A 12,710-nucleotide genomic window follows, 5' to 3' on the forward strand; every position below is an offset into this window, starting at 1 on the left:
CTAGTCAGTTTTAAAGATGGAAAAAAGAAATCTTAGAAAAGAGAGAATCGGTGTAGTATCTAGCAACAAAATGGAGAAATCTATCGTAGTTAGCGAGGTAAAAAGAGTAAAACACCCAATGTACGGAAAGTTCGTATTAAAAACGAAGAAGTACGTTGCACATGACGAGAATAACGATTGCAACGAAGGTGATACTGTAAGGATCATGGAAACGCGTCCTATGAGTAAATCTAAACGTTGGAGATTAGTAGAAATCCTAGAAAGAGCTAAATAATATGTTACAGACAGAATCAAGATTAAAAGTCGCAGATAACACTGGAGCAAAAGAAGTTTTAGTGATAAGAGTTTTAGGAGGAACAAAAAAGCGTTACGCTAGCGTTGGAGATAAAATCGTAGTATCGGTAAAATCTGCAACTCCAAACGGAACTGTAAAGAAAGGTCAAGTATCTCGTGCAGTTGTTGTTCGTACTAAGAAAGAAGTTAGACGTAAAGACGGATCGTATATCAGATTTGATGATAATGCTTGTGTACTTTTAAATCCTGCAGAGGAAATGAGAGGAACTCGTGTATTCGGACCTGTGGCTCGTGAATTACGTGAGAAACAATTTATGAAAATAGTATCATTAGCACCTGAGGTGTTATAAAATCAAATTTTAAAATGAAAAAATTTAAAATTAAATCAGGAGATACTGTTAAAGTTATAGCAGGAGATCACAAAGGATCTGAAGGAAAAGTGTTACAAATTCTTAAAGATAAGGATAGAGTAGTAGTAGAAGGTGTAAACATGGTGTCTAAACACACTAAACCAAGCGCTACAAATCCACAAGGAGGAATTGTAAAGAAAGAAGCACCATTACACATATCAAACGTAGCTTTAACCGAAAATGGAGAAGCAGTAAGAGTTGGATATAAAATGGAAGGAGATAAAAAAGTAAGAGTGTCAAAAAAATCAGATAAAGCAATATAACAATGAGTTACGTACCAAGATTAAAAGAAGAGTACAAGAGCAGAGTTATCAAAGCTCTTACTGATGAGTTTGGTTATAGCAATGTAATGCAAGTACCTAAATTACAAAAAATCGTTGTAAGCAAAGGGGTAGGCGCAGCTATAGCAGATAAGAAGTTAATAGAATATGCAATTGATGAGTTAACAACAATTACAGGTCAAAAAGCAGTATCTACCATTTCTAAAAAAGACGTTGCAAACTTCAAATTACGTAAAGGAATGCCAATCGGAGCAAAAGTTACGTTAAGAGGAGATAAAATGTACGAATTTTTAGATAGATTGGTAACTGCCTCTTTGCCACGTGTAAGAGACTTTAACGGAATCAAAGCAAATGGTTTTGATGGTAGAGGTAATTACAACTTAGGTATTACCGAACAAATCATCTACCCAGAGATTAATATTGACCAAGTGAAAAAAATTAGTGGTATGGATATTACATTTGTAACATCTGCTAGCACTGATAAAGAAGCAAAGTCATTATTAGGAGAATTAGGATTACCATTTAAAAAGAATTAATAAGATGGCTAAAGAATCAATGAAAGCGCGTGAGCGCAAAAGAGCTAAAACGGTTGCTAAGTACGCTGAAAAGAGAAAAGCTTTAAAAGAAGCTGGAGACTATGAAGCATTACAAAAGTTACCAAAAAACGCATCACCAGTTAGATTACACAATCGTTGTAAATTAACTGGACGTCCAAAAGGATATATGCGTCAGTTCGGAATTTCACGTGTTACTTTCCGTGAAATGGCTAACCAAGGATTAATTCCAGGAGTAAAGAAAGCAAGCTGGTAAAATAGCTCTTTAAATACAAAAACAAAGGTGTGTAACAAAACAAAGTTATACGCCTTTTTTTGTTCAAAAAAACGTTAATTAGTGAATAGACACACTTTTTTAGACAAAAATAAGCTTAACAAAACGTAATATTTTGATACTAAAAAGGATAATCACTAAAAACGTTTGATTTTTAAAAAGTTTATGTATATTTGCACTCTGTTTTTTATGGGGTAATTACGCCCAAAAAATAATGGTAAAAAGCTAAAAAGTTTGCTGCCAATTTGTAAGGGTAAGATAATCAGGTAAAAAACAAGAAAAATAAGTATTAACTGGTTTCAGGTTTAGTAATTACGGATTCGCCGTAGGTACAACAGAAATTACTAAAAACCAAAACCGCAATTTAATTAACTATGTATACAGATCCAATCGCGGATTTTCTTACTCGAGTGAGAAATGCTATTGCAGCAAATCACAGAGTAGTTGAAGTTCCTGCTTCAAAATTGAAGAAGGAAATGACGAAGATTTTGTTCGATCAAGGTTACATTTTAAGTTATCAGTTCAATGAAGATAAAGTTCAAGGAACTATTAAGATAGCGTTAAAATACGATCGTGATACGAAAGAATCAGTAATCAGAAAAATTCAAAGAATTTCAACACCAGGTTTACGTAGATACGTTGGCGCTAAAGAAATGCCAAGAGTATTAAACGGATTAGGTATTGCAATTGTTTCTACATCGAAAGGTGTAATGACAAACAAAAAAGCAAGACAAGAGAACGTTGGTGGAGAAGTATTGTGTTACGTTTACTAAAAACATTTTGTAAGATGAGTAGAATAGGAAAAAATCCAATCGCATTGCCACAAGGTGTTGAAGTAAAAGTAAACGACAATGTGGTTACAGTAAAAGGTAAATTAGGAGAGTTAACTCAAGAAATTAAATCTGGAATTACTGTAAAAGTTGAAGATGGTACGATCACTTTAGAAAGACCATCAGAAAGTAAAGATCATAGAGCTGCACACGGTTTGTATCGTGCTTTAATCAATAACATGGTTGAAGGTGTAAGTAAAGGTTTTACTAAAGAGTTAGAGTTAGTAGGTGTTGGTTATAGAGCATCTAACCAAGGACAAAAATTAGATTTAGCCTTAGGTTTCTCTCATAACATTATTTTAGATTTAGCTCCAGAAGTTAAGGTTGAAACCGTATCTGAAAAAGGTAAGAATCCAATCGTAAAGTTAACTTCATTTGACAAACAATTAGTAGGTCAAGTTGCAGCAAAAATTCGTTCATTCCGTAAGCCAGAACCTTACAAAGGAAAAGGAATTAAGTTTGTAGGAGAAGTATTAAGAAGAAAAGCAGGTAAATCTGCATAATAAATAAGAGAAATTATTATGGCATTATCAAAGCTTGAAAGAAGACAACGAATTAAGCATAGAATTAGAAAAATAGTTACAGGTACAGCTGAAAAACCAAGATTATCAGTTTTTAGAAGTAACAAAGAAATCTATGCTCAGTTAATTGATGACGTTGCTGGTGTAACATTAGCAGCTGCATCATCAAGAGATAAAGAAATTACATCAAGTTCTAAAGCAGAAGCAGCTACAGCAGTAGGAAAAGCAATTGCTGAAAAAGCAGCTAAAGCAGGTGTAGATACTGTTGCTTTCGATCGTAACGGGTATTTATACCACGGTAGAGTGAAAGTATTGGCAGACGCTGCAAGAGAAGCTGGTTTAAAATTTTAAGAAATTATATTATGTTAGGATATAAAAACGTAGAAAGAGTAAAACCAAGCGGATTAGAGCTTGTAGATAAATTAGTAGGTGTACAACGTGTTACCAAAGTAACTAAAGGGGGTAGAGCATTCGGTTTCTCTGCAATCGTAGTAGTTGGAGATGGTAACGGTGTTGTAGGTCACGGATTAGGAAAGTCTAAAGATGTTTCTTCAGCAATTGCAAAAGCAGTAGAAGACGCAAAGAAAAATTTAGTACGTATTCCAATCTTAGAAGGAACATTACCACACGAACAAAAAGGTAAATTTGGTGGAGCGAAAGTATTCATCAAGCCAGCTTCACACGGTACCGGGGTTATTGCCGGGGGTGCTGTACGTTTAGTATTAGAAGCTGTTGGTATTAAAGACGTATTATCAAAATCTCAAGGATCATCAAATCCTCACAACGTAGTAAAAGCAACTTTTGATGCGTTATTACAATTACGTAGTGCAGCAACTATTGCTAAGCAAAGAGGTATATCTTTAGAGAAAGTTTTTAACGGTTAAAATTTAAGACGATGAGTAAAATTAGAGTTACACAAGTAAAAAGTCAAATCGGTCGCCTTAAAAATCAAAAAAGAACGTTAGAGGCGTTAGGTTTACGTAAGATGAACCAAACTGTAGAACATGAAGCATCAGCTACAATTTTGGGTATGGTAAGTAAAGTTTCACACTTAGTTTCTGTAGAAGAAATTAAATAAGACAATATAAAGATGAGTTTACATAACTTAAAACCAGCAGCAGGATCTACAAAAAGCGGTAAAAGAATCGCTCGTGGAGAAGGTTCTGGTCACGGAGGTACCTCTACAAGAGGACACAAGGGAGCTAAATCTCGTTCTGGTTATTCTCGTAAAATAGGATTTGAAGGAGGACAAATGCCACTTCAAAGACGTGTACCTAAATTCGGTTTCACTAACATTAATCGTAAAGAATATGTTGGCGTGAATTTAGATAAGTTACAAGCATTAGTAGATAACGGAAAAATAACAGATACAGTTAATTTAGATGTTTTAGTAGAAAACAGATTGGCTCGTAAAAACGACCTAGTAAAAATATTAGGTGGTGGAGAGTTAAAAGCTAAATTAAATATAACTGTACACAAATTTACAGCATCAGCAAAAGCAGCTATTGAAGCAGCTGGAGGTGAAGCAGTAACATTATAAGAATTGTAAATGATGAATTTTATAAATACTTTAAAAGACATTTGGAAGATTGAAGAGTTAAAAGAAAAATTACTTTTAACCCTAGGTTTAATCGCTGTATACCGCTTTATGGCTGCAGTTCCTTTACCAGGAATTGACCCTACACAGTTATCGGCATTAAAAGACAGTACTGACGGTGGGCTTTTAGGTTTATTAAACGCATTTACAGGTGGGGCATTTGCTAGAGCGTCGGTAATGGCACTTGGTATAATGCCTTATATTTCTGCATCAATTGTAGTTCAATTAATGGGTATTGCGGTACCTTATTTGCAAAAATTACAAAAAGATGGAGAAAGTGGACGTAAGAAGATTACGCAAATAACAAGATGGCTTACGATTGCTATAACCTTGTTTCAAGCACCAACCTATATTGGAGTAATTCAAAATCAAATGGGTTTACCGCAAGAAGCATTCTTAGTAACAGGAGCAACATTTTGGATATCATCTATCATTCTTTTAAGTGCAGGAACAATTTTTGCCATGTGGTTAGGAGAGCGTATTACTGATAAAGGAGTTGGTAATGGAATATCATTATTAATTACTGTTGGTATTATTGCAAACTTTCCAGCAGCATTTATTCAAGAATTAGTTTCTAAGCAAACTGCTGGTGCTGGAGGAATTATGATGATTTTAATCGAATTAATAGTTTGGTTTGTAGTAATCTTGTTAACCGTATTATTAGTTACCGCAGTACGTAAAGTTGCTGTTCAATATGCACGTCGTACAGCCGTTACAAACATTAAAGATGTTGATGGTGCACGCCAGTACATTCCATTAAAATTGAATGCAGCAGGTGTAATGCCAATTATCTTTGCACAAGCTATTATGTTTTTACCAATAGCATTAGGGCAAAAATATCCAGCATTTAATAGTTTAACTGATATGAACGGTTTATGGTACAATGTAATATTTGCGTTACTAATCATTGTATTTAGTTACTTCTACACAGCGATTACGATTCCAACGAATAAAATGGCTGAGGACTTAAAAAGAAGTAATGGTTTTGTTCCAGGATATAAGCCAGGTGAAGAAACAGCCAATTATTTAGATTCAGTATTGTCAAAAATTACACTACCAGGATCTATATTTTTAGCAGCGTTATCTATTTTACCAGCTATTATTGTAAAGTTTGGGGTAACTCAAAACTGGGCAATGTTTTATGGAGGAACATCATTGATTATTATGGTAGGAGTTGCTATAGATACCATTCAGCAAATTAATTCGTACTTATTAAATAGTCGTTACGACGGTTTGATGAAAACAGGTAACAGTAATAGAAAATCATTAAAATAATATGGCTAAACAACCAGCAATTCAACAAGACGGAACTATAACAGAAGCATTATCAAATGCAATGTTTCGAGTAGAATTAGAGAACGGACATATTGTTACGGCTCACATTTCAGGAAAAATGCGTATGCATTACATCAAACTATTACCAGGAGATAAGGTAAAGTTAGAAATGAGTCCGTATGATTTATCAAAGGCAAGAATTACTTACAGATACTAACACACTAAGTTGTAAAGTTATAGAGAAGAAAGTTGTAAATGAGTTTCCTTTTAATCTTTAAACTTTTAAACTTTTAAACTAAAAAAGATGAAAGTAAGAGCATCAATTAAGAAAAGAAGTGCCGAGTGCAAAATAGTACGCAGAAAAGGCAGATTATACGTAATAAATAAGAAAAATCCTAGATTTAAACAACGACAAGGATAATAAAAAGACACTAGTCATTAGTAATTAGTAGTTAGATGAATCTGTCTGAAATAGCAATGTTTAGGATTCTAACAACTAAAAGCTAACAGCTAAAAACTAAATTATATGGCAAGAATCGCAGGTATAGATATTCCAAAGAATAAAAGAGGTGTTATCGCTTTAACATATATCTTTGGTATAGGAAGAAGCAGAGCTAAAGAGATTTTAGAAGCTGCTAACATAGATGAAAGCATCAAAGTTCAAGATTGGACCGATGATCAAATTGCAGCAATTCGTGAGCAAGTTGGAACTTACAAAATTGAAGGTGAGTTGCGTTCTGAAGTTCAATTAAGCATTAAACGTTTAATGGACATCGGATGTCAAAGAGGTATTCGTCACAGACTTGGTTTACCATTACGTGGACAAAGAACAAAGAATAACTCTCGTACAAGAAAAGGTAAGAGAAAAACTGTAGCTAACAAGAAAAAATAATCATTGATTATTTTTTACTAATAGTAAAGAATTATGGCAAAGTCTAAAGTAACAAAAAAACGTAAAGTTGTAATAGAATCAGTTGGTGAAGCTCACGTAACTGCCTCTTTCAACAATATTATTATTTCTTTAACAAACAAAAAAGGTGACGTAATTTCTTGGTCATCTGCAGGAAAAATGGGCTTTAGAGGTTCTAAAAAGAACACTCCTTACGCAGCTCAATTAGCAGCAGAAGATTGTGCAAACGTTGCTAAAGAAGCAGGTTTACGTAAAGTAAAAGTGTATGTTAAAGGACCAGGGAACGGTAGAGAATCTGCAATCAGATCTATCCACAATTCAGGTATTGAGGTAACAGAAATCATTGATGTTACTCCTATTCCTCACAACGGATGTCGTCCACCTAAAAGAAGAAGAGTATAAGTTGAATTCATTTTCAACTTATACTTTATTTTAGCGTACTTTTGTGCGCAAAAAAAATAAGTATTTTAACACAGTAGGATTCAAAGATTATCGAAGGAGTACGCCTTAATTCATAATCCCTACTAATTTTAATTAGAAATGGCAAGATATACAGGACCAAAAACTAAAATTGCTCGTAAGTTTGGCGAAGCAATCTTCGGAGACGACAAGAACTTCGAAAAAAGAAATTACCCTCCAGGACAACACGGAGTAGGTAAGAGAAGAGGTAAAAAATCTGAATACGCAGTTCAGTTAATGGAAAAGCAAAAAGCAAAATACACTTATGGTATTTTAGAGCGTCAGTTCCGTAACCTTTTCAAAAAAGCATCAGCTTCTCAAGGAGTAACAGGTGAAATCTTATTACAATTATGTGAATCTCGTTTAGATAACGTAGTATACCGTTTAGGTATTGCGAATTCACGTAGAGCTGCACGTCAGTTAGTATCTCACCGTCACATCACTGTGAATGGAGATATCGTAAATATTCCATCTTATAGTTTAAGAGAAGGAGATGTAGTAGCAGTAAGAGAAAAGTCGAAGTCGTTAGAAGCTATTGAAAATGCATTAGCTGCAAACAGCAGTGTATACGAGTGGTTAACTTGGAATTCAGATCAGAAATCAGGAACTTTTATAAAAGTACCAGAAAGATTACAAATTCCTGAGAATATTAAAGAGCAGTTAATCGTAGAATTATACTCTAAATAATAAATTAATCATATTGGTATTCAGCCAAAGGGTTCATTCGTATTTCTTCACACTTATAAACCGCGCAACTGAATAACAATTAAAACGAAGAAAAATATATGGCAATTTTAAATTTTCAAAAGCCTGATAAAGTAATAATGATTGAATCTACTGATTTTTCAGGAAGATTCGAATTCAGACCTCTTGAACCAGGTTTTGGATTAACCGTAGGGAACGCCTTACGAAGAGTATTATTATCTTCTTTAGAAGGATTTGCAATTACATCATTACGTATCGACGGGGTTGATCATGAATTTTCAACAATCGAGGGTGTTGTAGAAGATGTAACAGAAATCATCTTAAACTTAAAACAAGTACGTTTTAAGAAACAAATAGAAGAATCTGATAGAGAAACAGTTTCTATAGCAGTATCAGGACAAGAGCAATTAACAGCTGGTGACTTGCAAAAGTTTATCTCAGGTTTTCAAGTGCTAAATCCAGATTTAGTAATTTGTAACATGGATAAATCAGTAAAGTTGAATGCTGAAATTACCATTGAAAAAGGTAGAGGTTTTGTACCAGCAGAAGAAAATAAAAGAGCTGGTGCACCTTTAGGAACCATTTTTACAGATTCTATTTACACTCCTATAAAGAATGTAAAATACGCTGTTGAAAATTTCCGTGTAGAGCAAAAGACCGATTACGAAAAATTAGTTTTCGATATCGATACTGACGGTTCTATCAACCCAAAAGATGCCTTAACAGAAGCAGCTAAGATTTTAATCCACCACTTTATGTTATTCTCTGACGAGCGTATCACTTTAGAAGCAGATGAAATCGCACAAACTGAAACATACGATGAAGAATCATTACACATGCGTCAGTTATTAAAGACGAAATTAGTTGATATGGATTTATCAGTTCGTGCTTTAAACTGTTTAAAAGCTGCAGAAGTAGATACTTTAGGAGACTTAGTATCATTTAACAAAAGCGATTTAATGAAGTTTAGAAACTTTGGTAAAAAATCATTAACTGAATTAGATGAGTTAGTGGCTAACAAAGGACTAAGTTTTGGAATGGATTTAAGTAAATACAAATTAGATAAAGATTAACCTTTCATATTTTGCTCCCCTAAACTAGGGTAGTAGCAAGATGAGAGCTAAAACCAAATGTCATGAGACACGGAAAAAAATTTAATCATTTAGGGAGAAAAACAGCGCACAGAAAAGCGATGTTATCTAACATGGCTTGTTCTTTAATCGAGCACAAGCGAATTAATACTACTGAGGCTAAAGCGAAAGCTTTGCGTAAGTTTGTAGAGCCTTTAATTACAAAATCTAAAGACGATACAACCCACAACCGTCGTGTAGTATTTAGTTACTTACGTAGCAAAGAAGCTGTTACAGAATTATTTAAAGAGATTTCTGTAAAAGTAGCAGACAGACCAGGAGGATATGTACGTATCATCAAATTAGGAAACCGTCAAGGAGACAACGCTCCAATGGCAATGGTAGAATTAGTTGATTACAACGAGTTATACAATCCGAAAGGAAACAAAGCTAAAAAGAGTACTCGCCGTAGCCGTCGTGGTGGAGCGAAGAAAACTGAAGCAGCAGCTGTTGAAACTCAAACTTCACAAGAAGAAGAATAAAAATGAAAATTTTTATAAATTATATCAAAGGGATGAACATTTAATGTTTATCCCTTTTTTTATATATTTTTGCAAACAAATAACACAACACACTAAATGAAACCGACATATTTAAAATACATATCAAATAACATTAATACAATTATTTTAAATATCTAAGGTTACATGTGACCGCTTTAAAGCAATATACAACAAGCACATGAAATATCAAACGCGTAAAAAAGCATTAGTTCTATTAGCAGACGGAACTATTTTCTATGGTAAATCAATTGGAATAGAAGGAACCGCAACAGGAGAAATTTGTTTTAATACAGGTATGACAGGATACCAAGAAATTTTTACCGACCCATCATACTTTGGTCAGTTAATGGTAACCACCAATGCACATATTGGTAACTATGGGGTAAATGACGAAGAAGTAGAATCAGACGGAATAAAAATTTCAGGATTAATCTGTCGTAACTTTAGCTTTACACATTCTCGTGTAGACTCTGATGGGAATTTATTCGATTGGTTTAAAGAGCACAATTTGGTGGCCATTTCTGATGTCGATACCCGTGCTCTAGTATCGTATATTAGAGATAATGGAGCCATGAACGCCATTATTTCTACTGAAGTAGATAAGATAGAAGATTTAAAAAAACAGCTAGCCGATATACCAAATATGGAAGGTTTAGAGTTGGCTTCAAAAGTATCGACAAAAGAACCTTATTTTGTGGGTGATGAAAATGCCCCAATCAAAATATCAGCTTTAGATATAGGAATCAAGAAAAATATCTTGCGAAATTTAGTAAAGAGAGGTGCTTATATAAAAGTGTACCCATACAATGCAAGTTTTGAGCAAATGAGCGATTTCAATCCAGACGGATATTTTATTTCTAACGGACCTGGAGATCCAGAACCTCTAGAAGAAGCCCAAAATACAGCAAAAGAAATTATTAAAAGAAACTTACCGTTATTCGGAATTTGTCTAGGACATCAGGTAATAGCCTTGGCAAATGGTATTTCTACCTATAAAATGCATAACGGACATCGTGGAATTAACCACCCTGTAAAAAACTTATTGACAGGAAAAGGAGAAATCACTTCTCAAAACCATGGATTTGCTATTAACAGAGAGGAAACAGAAGCGCATCCAGATGTTGAAATTACACACGTGCATTTGAACGATAATACGGTTGCAGGTATTAGAATGAAATCTAAAAATGTATTTTCTGTACAGTATCATCCCGAAGCAAGTCCAGGACCACACGATGCAGAATACCTATTTGATCAATTCATAGAAAACATTAAAAAAGCGAAGGTTGAAGCGTAAACGTTTTCGTAACTTATTCTGTTTTAATCACTAAAAAACAAGACAAATAAGTAATTTAGCAAAGAAAATAATTTGATTCTCGTGGGCGTATCATCCACGGATTTATATATTAAAAATAAACAACTATGAGTATTATAATTAACATTCACGCACGTCAAATTTTTGATTCAAGAGGAAACCCTACAGTAGAGGTAGATGTAATTACCGAAAATGGTATTTTAGGAAGAGCTGCGGTACCCTCAGGAGCTTCTACAGGAGAGCATGAAGCAGTTGAGTTACGCGATGGTGGTAATGACTACATGGGTAAAGGAGTATTAAAAGCCATAGAAAATGTAAATACATTAATTGCACAAGAATTATTAGGAGTATCGGTTTTTGAACAAAATGCAATAGACCAACTAATGATTGATTTAGATGGAACACCTAACAAATCTAAATTAGGAGCCAATGCAATTTTAGGAGTTTCTTTGGCAGTAGCAAAGGCAGCTGCAAATGAACTAGGATTACCATTATACCGTTATGTAGGAGGAGTTTCAGCAAACACACTGCCAGTTCCTATGATGAACATTATCAACGGTGGTTCTCACTCTGATGCACCTATTGCATTTCAAGAATTTATGATAATGCCAGTAAAGGCAAAGAACTTTACAGAAGCAATGCAAATAGGTTCTGAAATTTTTCACAACTTAAAGAAGGTGTTACACGACCGTAATTTATCTACTGCTGTAGGTGATGAAGGTGGATTTGCACCTACTTTAGAAGGAACAGAAGATGCTATTGAAACCATTGCATTAGCAACCAAAAATGCAGGGTATACTTTTGGAGAAGAGGTAATGATAGCGTTAGATTGTGCTTCGGCAGAGTTTTATGTAGACGGAAAGTACGACTATGCCAAGTTTGAAGGAGACAAAGGAGCTGTGAGAACTTCTGAAGAGCAAGCAACTTACCTAGCAGAGTTATGCGAAAAATATCCTATTATCTCTATCGAAGATGGAATGGATGAGAATGATTGGGATGGATGGAAATTATTAACCGATAAAGTTGGAGATAAAGTTCAATTAGTAGGAGACGATTTATTCGTAACCAATGTTGAACGCTTATCAAGAGGAATTGAAAATGGTATTGCCAACTCAATTTTAATTAAAGTAAACCAAATAGGTACGTTAACAGAAACCATTGCAGCCGTTAACATGGCTCAAAATGCTGGATATACCTCAGTAATGAGTCACCGTTCTGGAGAAACGGAAGATAATACCATTGCTGATTTGGCTGTAGCATTAAACTGCGGACAAATTAAAACAGGTTCTGCTTCACGTTCTGATCGTATGGCAAAATACAATCAATTGTTACGTATTGAAGAAGAATTGGCTGATGTAGCTTATTATCCGCAAAAAAAAGCGTTTAAAGTACAACAGTAGTTCAATTGAAATAACCTGTTCCAAAAAACTAATACAGTTTTAACAGGATTAGAAATAATATAAATATCAGGTAAGACAGTTTCTTATCTGATATTTTCTTTTTAGTACAAAAATCAATCATTCTAAGTAGTTTTTTTAATAATTGACTCAAAGCTTCGGGTGTTTTCTTTTTTGCGAATACTATTTCCATGTACTGTCAGTTCGATTGATTTTTAAGAGCGATAATGAATTAAAAACACTACTTCGGCTAGGCAC

21 protein-coding genes are annotated in these 12,710 nt (G+C 34.2%); all 21 read left to right on the forward strand.

Translation table 11 applies throughout. The annotated features are described in order from the left end of the window. Positions 1-16: 16 nt before the first annotated feature. The 21 genes from rpsQ to eno all read left to right on the forward strand — a co-directional run bounded on the left by rpsQ (position 17) and on the right by eno (position 12,455). Positions 17-274, forward strand: coding sequence for a 30S ribosomal protein S17 (gene rpsQ / locus P8625_RS15410; protein WP_028890734.1), 258 nt, complete (start codon positions 17-19; stop codon positions 272-274). 1 nt (position 275) lies between these two features. Continuing rightward, a complete protein-coding gene (gene rplN / locus P8625_RS15415) occupies positions 276-644 on the forward strand; it encodes a 50S ribosomal protein L14 (protein WP_279651319.1) in 369 nt (122 codons plus the stop codon). A gap of 14 nt (positions 645-658) precedes the next feature. Further along, positions 659-967, forward strand: coding sequence for a 50S ribosomal protein L24 (gene rplX / locus P8625_RS15420; protein ID WP_279651320.1), 309 nt, complete (start codon positions 659-661; stop codon positions 965-967). 2 nt (positions 968-969) lie between these two features. After that, positions 970-1,521: a 50S ribosomal protein L5 gene (rplE, locus tag P8625_RS15425; RefSeq protein ID WP_279651321.1), complete on the forward strand. Its 552-nt coding sequence runs from the start codon at positions 970-972 to the stop codon at positions 1,519-1,521. 4 nt (positions 1,522-1,525) lie between these two features. Next, positions 1,526-1,795 (forward strand): 30S ribosomal protein S14, encoded by a 270-nt coding sequence (gene rpsN, locus P8625_RS15430; protein ID WP_279651322.1) that lies wholly within the window; start codon positions 1,526-1,528, stop codon positions 1,793-1,795. 392 nt (positions 1,796-2,187) lie between these two features. Continuing rightward, positions 2,188-2,586, forward strand: coding sequence for a 30S ribosomal protein S8 (gene rpsH / locus P8625_RS15435; RefSeq protein WP_099215307.1), 399 nt, complete (start codon positions 2,188-2,190; stop codon positions 2,584-2,586). 14 nt (positions 2,587-2,600) lie between these two features. Then, entirely contained in the window at positions 2,601-3,146 is a 546-nt protein-coding gene (rplF, locus tag P8625_RS15440) for a 50S ribosomal protein L6 (protein WP_279651323.1), read from the forward strand. Positions 3,147-3,164: 18 nt separating this feature from the next. Next, the gene (rplR, locus tag P8625_RS15445; protein ID WP_279651324.1) at positions 3,165-3,515 is read left to right on the forward strand and encodes a 50S ribosomal protein L18; all 351 of its coding nucleotides are present in this window, start codon (positions 3,165-3,167) and stop codon (positions 3,513-3,515) included. An 8-nt stretch (positions 3,516-3,523) separates the two neighbouring features. Continuing rightward, positions 3,524-4,048, forward strand: coding sequence for a 30S ribosomal protein S5 (gene rpsE / locus P8625_RS15450; RefSeq protein ID WP_099215310.1), 525 nt, complete (start codon positions 3,524-3,526; stop codon positions 4,046-4,048). A gap of 11 nt (positions 4,049-4,059) precedes the next feature. Beyond that, positions 4,060-4,242, forward strand: coding sequence for a 50S ribosomal protein L30 (gene rpmD, locus P8625_RS15455; protein ID WP_047789822.1), 183 nt, complete (start codon positions 4,060-4,062; stop codon positions 4,240-4,242). A 12-nt stretch (positions 4,243-4,254) separates the two neighbouring features. Beyond that, the gene (rplO, locus tag P8625_RS15460; protein WP_279651325.1) at positions 4,255-4,704 is read left to right on the forward strand and encodes a 50S ribosomal protein L15; all 450 of its coding nucleotides are present in this window, start codon (positions 4,255-4,257) and stop codon (positions 4,702-4,704) included. Positions 4,705-4,716: 12 nt separating this feature from the next. Further along, complete coding sequence (gene secY, locus P8625_RS15465) at positions 4,717-6,036, forward strand: preprotein translocase subunit SecY (protein ID WP_279652975.1); 1,320 nt, start codon at positions 4,717-4,719, stop codon at positions 6,034-6,036. 1 nt (position 6,037) lies between these two features. Next, positions 6,038-6,253, forward strand: coding sequence for a translation initiation factor IF-1 (gene infA, locus P8625_RS15470; protein WP_024740627.1), 216 nt, complete (start codon positions 6,038-6,040; stop codon positions 6,251-6,253). Between the two features lie 87 nt (positions 6,254-6,340). Then, positions 6,341-6,457, forward strand: coding sequence for a type B 50S ribosomal protein L36 (ykgO, locus tag P8625_RS15475; protein WP_013621733.1), 117 nt, complete (start codon positions 6,341-6,343; stop codon positions 6,455-6,457). Positions 6,458-6,562: 105 nt separating this feature from the next. Next, positions 6,563-6,928: a 30S ribosomal protein S13 gene (gene rpsM, locus P8625_RS15480; protein ID WP_279651326.1), complete on the forward strand. Its 366-nt coding sequence runs from the start codon at positions 6,563-6,565 to the stop codon at positions 6,926-6,928. A gap of 33 nt (positions 6,929-6,961) precedes the next feature. Next, the gene (gene rpsK, locus P8625_RS15485; protein WP_047789818.1) at positions 6,962-7,348 is read left to right on the forward strand and encodes a 30S ribosomal protein S11; all 387 of its coding nucleotides are present in this window, start codon (positions 6,962-6,964) and stop codon (positions 7,346-7,348) included. 138 nt (positions 7,349-7,486) lie between these two features. Beyond that, on the forward strand, positions 7,487-8,092 hold the full coding sequence (gene rpsD, locus P8625_RS15490) for a 30S ribosomal protein S4 (RefSeq protein ID WP_279651327.1): 606 nt from the start codon (positions 7,487-7,489) through the stop codon (positions 8,090-8,092). Positions 8,093-8,190: 98 nt separating this feature from the next. Continuing rightward, positions 8,191-9,183, forward strand: a complete 993-nt coding sequence (locus P8625_RS15495) for a DNA-directed RNA polymerase subunit alpha (RefSeq protein WP_279651328.1) — start codon at positions 8,191-8,193, stop codon at positions 9,181-9,183. Between the two features lie 62 nt (positions 9,184-9,245). Further along, on the forward strand, positions 9,246-9,722 hold the full coding sequence (gene rplQ, locus P8625_RS15500) for a 50S ribosomal protein L17 (RefSeq protein ID WP_047789815.1): 477 nt from the start codon (positions 9,246-9,248) through the stop codon (positions 9,720-9,722). Positions 9,723-9,921: 199 nt separating this feature from the next. Continuing rightward, positions 9,922-11,037, forward strand: a complete 1,116-nt coding sequence (carA, locus tag P8625_RS15505) for a glutamine-hydrolyzing carbamoyl-phosphate synthase small subunit (protein WP_279651329.1) — start codon at positions 9,922-9,924, stop codon at positions 11,035-11,037. A 125-nt stretch (positions 11,038-11,162) separates the two neighbouring features. Further along, entirely contained in the window at positions 11,163-12,455 is a 1,293-nt protein-coding gene (gene eno, locus P8625_RS15510; RefSeq protein WP_279651330.1) for a phosphopyruvate hydratase, read from the forward strand. Positions 12,456-12,710: the final 255 nt, after the last annotated feature.

It is taken from the genome of Tenacibaculum tangerinum, from assembly GCF_029853675.1.
GTDB lineage: Bacteria > Bacteroidota > Bacteroidia > Flavobacteriales > Flavobacteriaceae > Polaribacter > Polaribacter tangerinum_A.

Excerpts from the sequence above, each read along its gene's own strand:
- rpsQ (WP_028890734.1), top strand. The coding sequence starts at position 17 with ATGGAAAAAAGAAATCTTAGAAAAGAGAGAATCGGTGTAGTATCTAGC.
- rplN (WP_279651319.1), top strand. The coding sequence starts at position 276 with ATGTTACAGACAGAATCAAGATTAAAAGTCGCAGATAACACTGGAGCA.
- rplX (WP_279651320.1), top strand. The coding sequence starts at position 659 with ATGAAAAAATTTAAAATTAAATCAGGAGATACTGTTAAAGTTATAGCA.
- rplE (WP_279651321.1), top strand. The coding sequence starts at position 970 with ATGAGTTACGTACCAAGATTAAAAGAAGAGTACAAGAGCAGAGTTATC.
- rpsN (WP_279651322.1), top strand. The coding sequence starts at position 1,526 with ATGGCTAAAGAATCAATGAAAGCGCGTGAGCGCAAAAGAGCTAAAACG.
- rpsH (WP_099215307.1), top strand. The coding sequence starts at position 2,188 with ATGTATACAGATCCAATCGCGGATTTTCTTACTCGAGTGAGAAATGCT.
- rplF (WP_279651323.1), top strand. The coding sequence starts at position 2,601 with ATGAGTAGAATAGGAAAAAATCCAATCGCATTGCCACAAGGTGTTGAA.
- rplR (WP_279651324.1), top strand. The coding sequence starts at position 3,165 with ATGGCATTATCAAAGCTTGAAAGAAGACAACGAATTAAGCATAGAATT.
- rpmD (WP_047789822.1), top strand. The coding sequence starts at position 4,060 with ATGAGTAAAATTAGAGTTACACAAGTAAAAAGTCAAATCGGTCGCCTT.
- rplO (WP_279651325.1), top strand. The coding sequence starts at position 4,255 with ATGAGTTTACATAACTTAAAACCAGCAGCAGGATCTACAAAAAGCGGT.
- secY (WP_279652975.1), top strand. The coding sequence starts at position 4,717 with ATGAATTTTATAAATACTTTAAAAGACATTTGGAAGATTGAAGAGTTA.
- infA (WP_024740627.1), top strand. The coding sequence starts at position 6,038 with ATGGCTAAACAACCAGCAATTCAACAAGACGGAACTATAACAGAAGCA.
- ykgO (WP_013621733.1), top strand. The coding sequence starts at position 6,341 with ATGAAAGTAAGAGCATCAATTAAGAAAAGAAGTGCCGAGTGCAAAATA.
- rpsM (WP_279651326.1), top strand. The coding sequence starts at position 6,563 with ATGGCAAGAATCGCAGGTATAGATATTCCAAAGAATAAAAGAGGTGTT.
- rpsK (WP_047789818.1), top strand. The coding sequence starts at position 6,962 with ATGGCAAAGTCTAAAGTAACAAAAAAACGTAAAGTTGTAATAGAATCA.
- rpsD (WP_279651327.1), top strand. The coding sequence starts at position 7,487 with ATGGCAAGATATACAGGACCAAAAACTAAAATTGCTCGTAAGTTTGGC.
- P8625_RS15495 (WP_279651328.1), top strand. The coding sequence starts at position 8,191 with ATGGCAATTTTAAATTTTCAAAAGCCTGATAAAGTAATAATGATTGAA.
- rplQ (WP_047789815.1), top strand. The coding sequence starts at position 9,246 with ATGAGACACGGAAAAAAATTTAATCATTTAGGGAGAAAAACAGCGCAC.
- carA (WP_279651329.1), top strand. The coding sequence starts at position 9,922 with ATGAAATATCAAACGCGTAAAAAAGCATTAGTTCTATTAGCAGACGGA.
- eno (WP_279651330.1), top strand. The coding sequence starts at position 11,163 with ATGAGTATTATAATTAACATTCACGCACGTCAAATTTTTGATTCAAGA.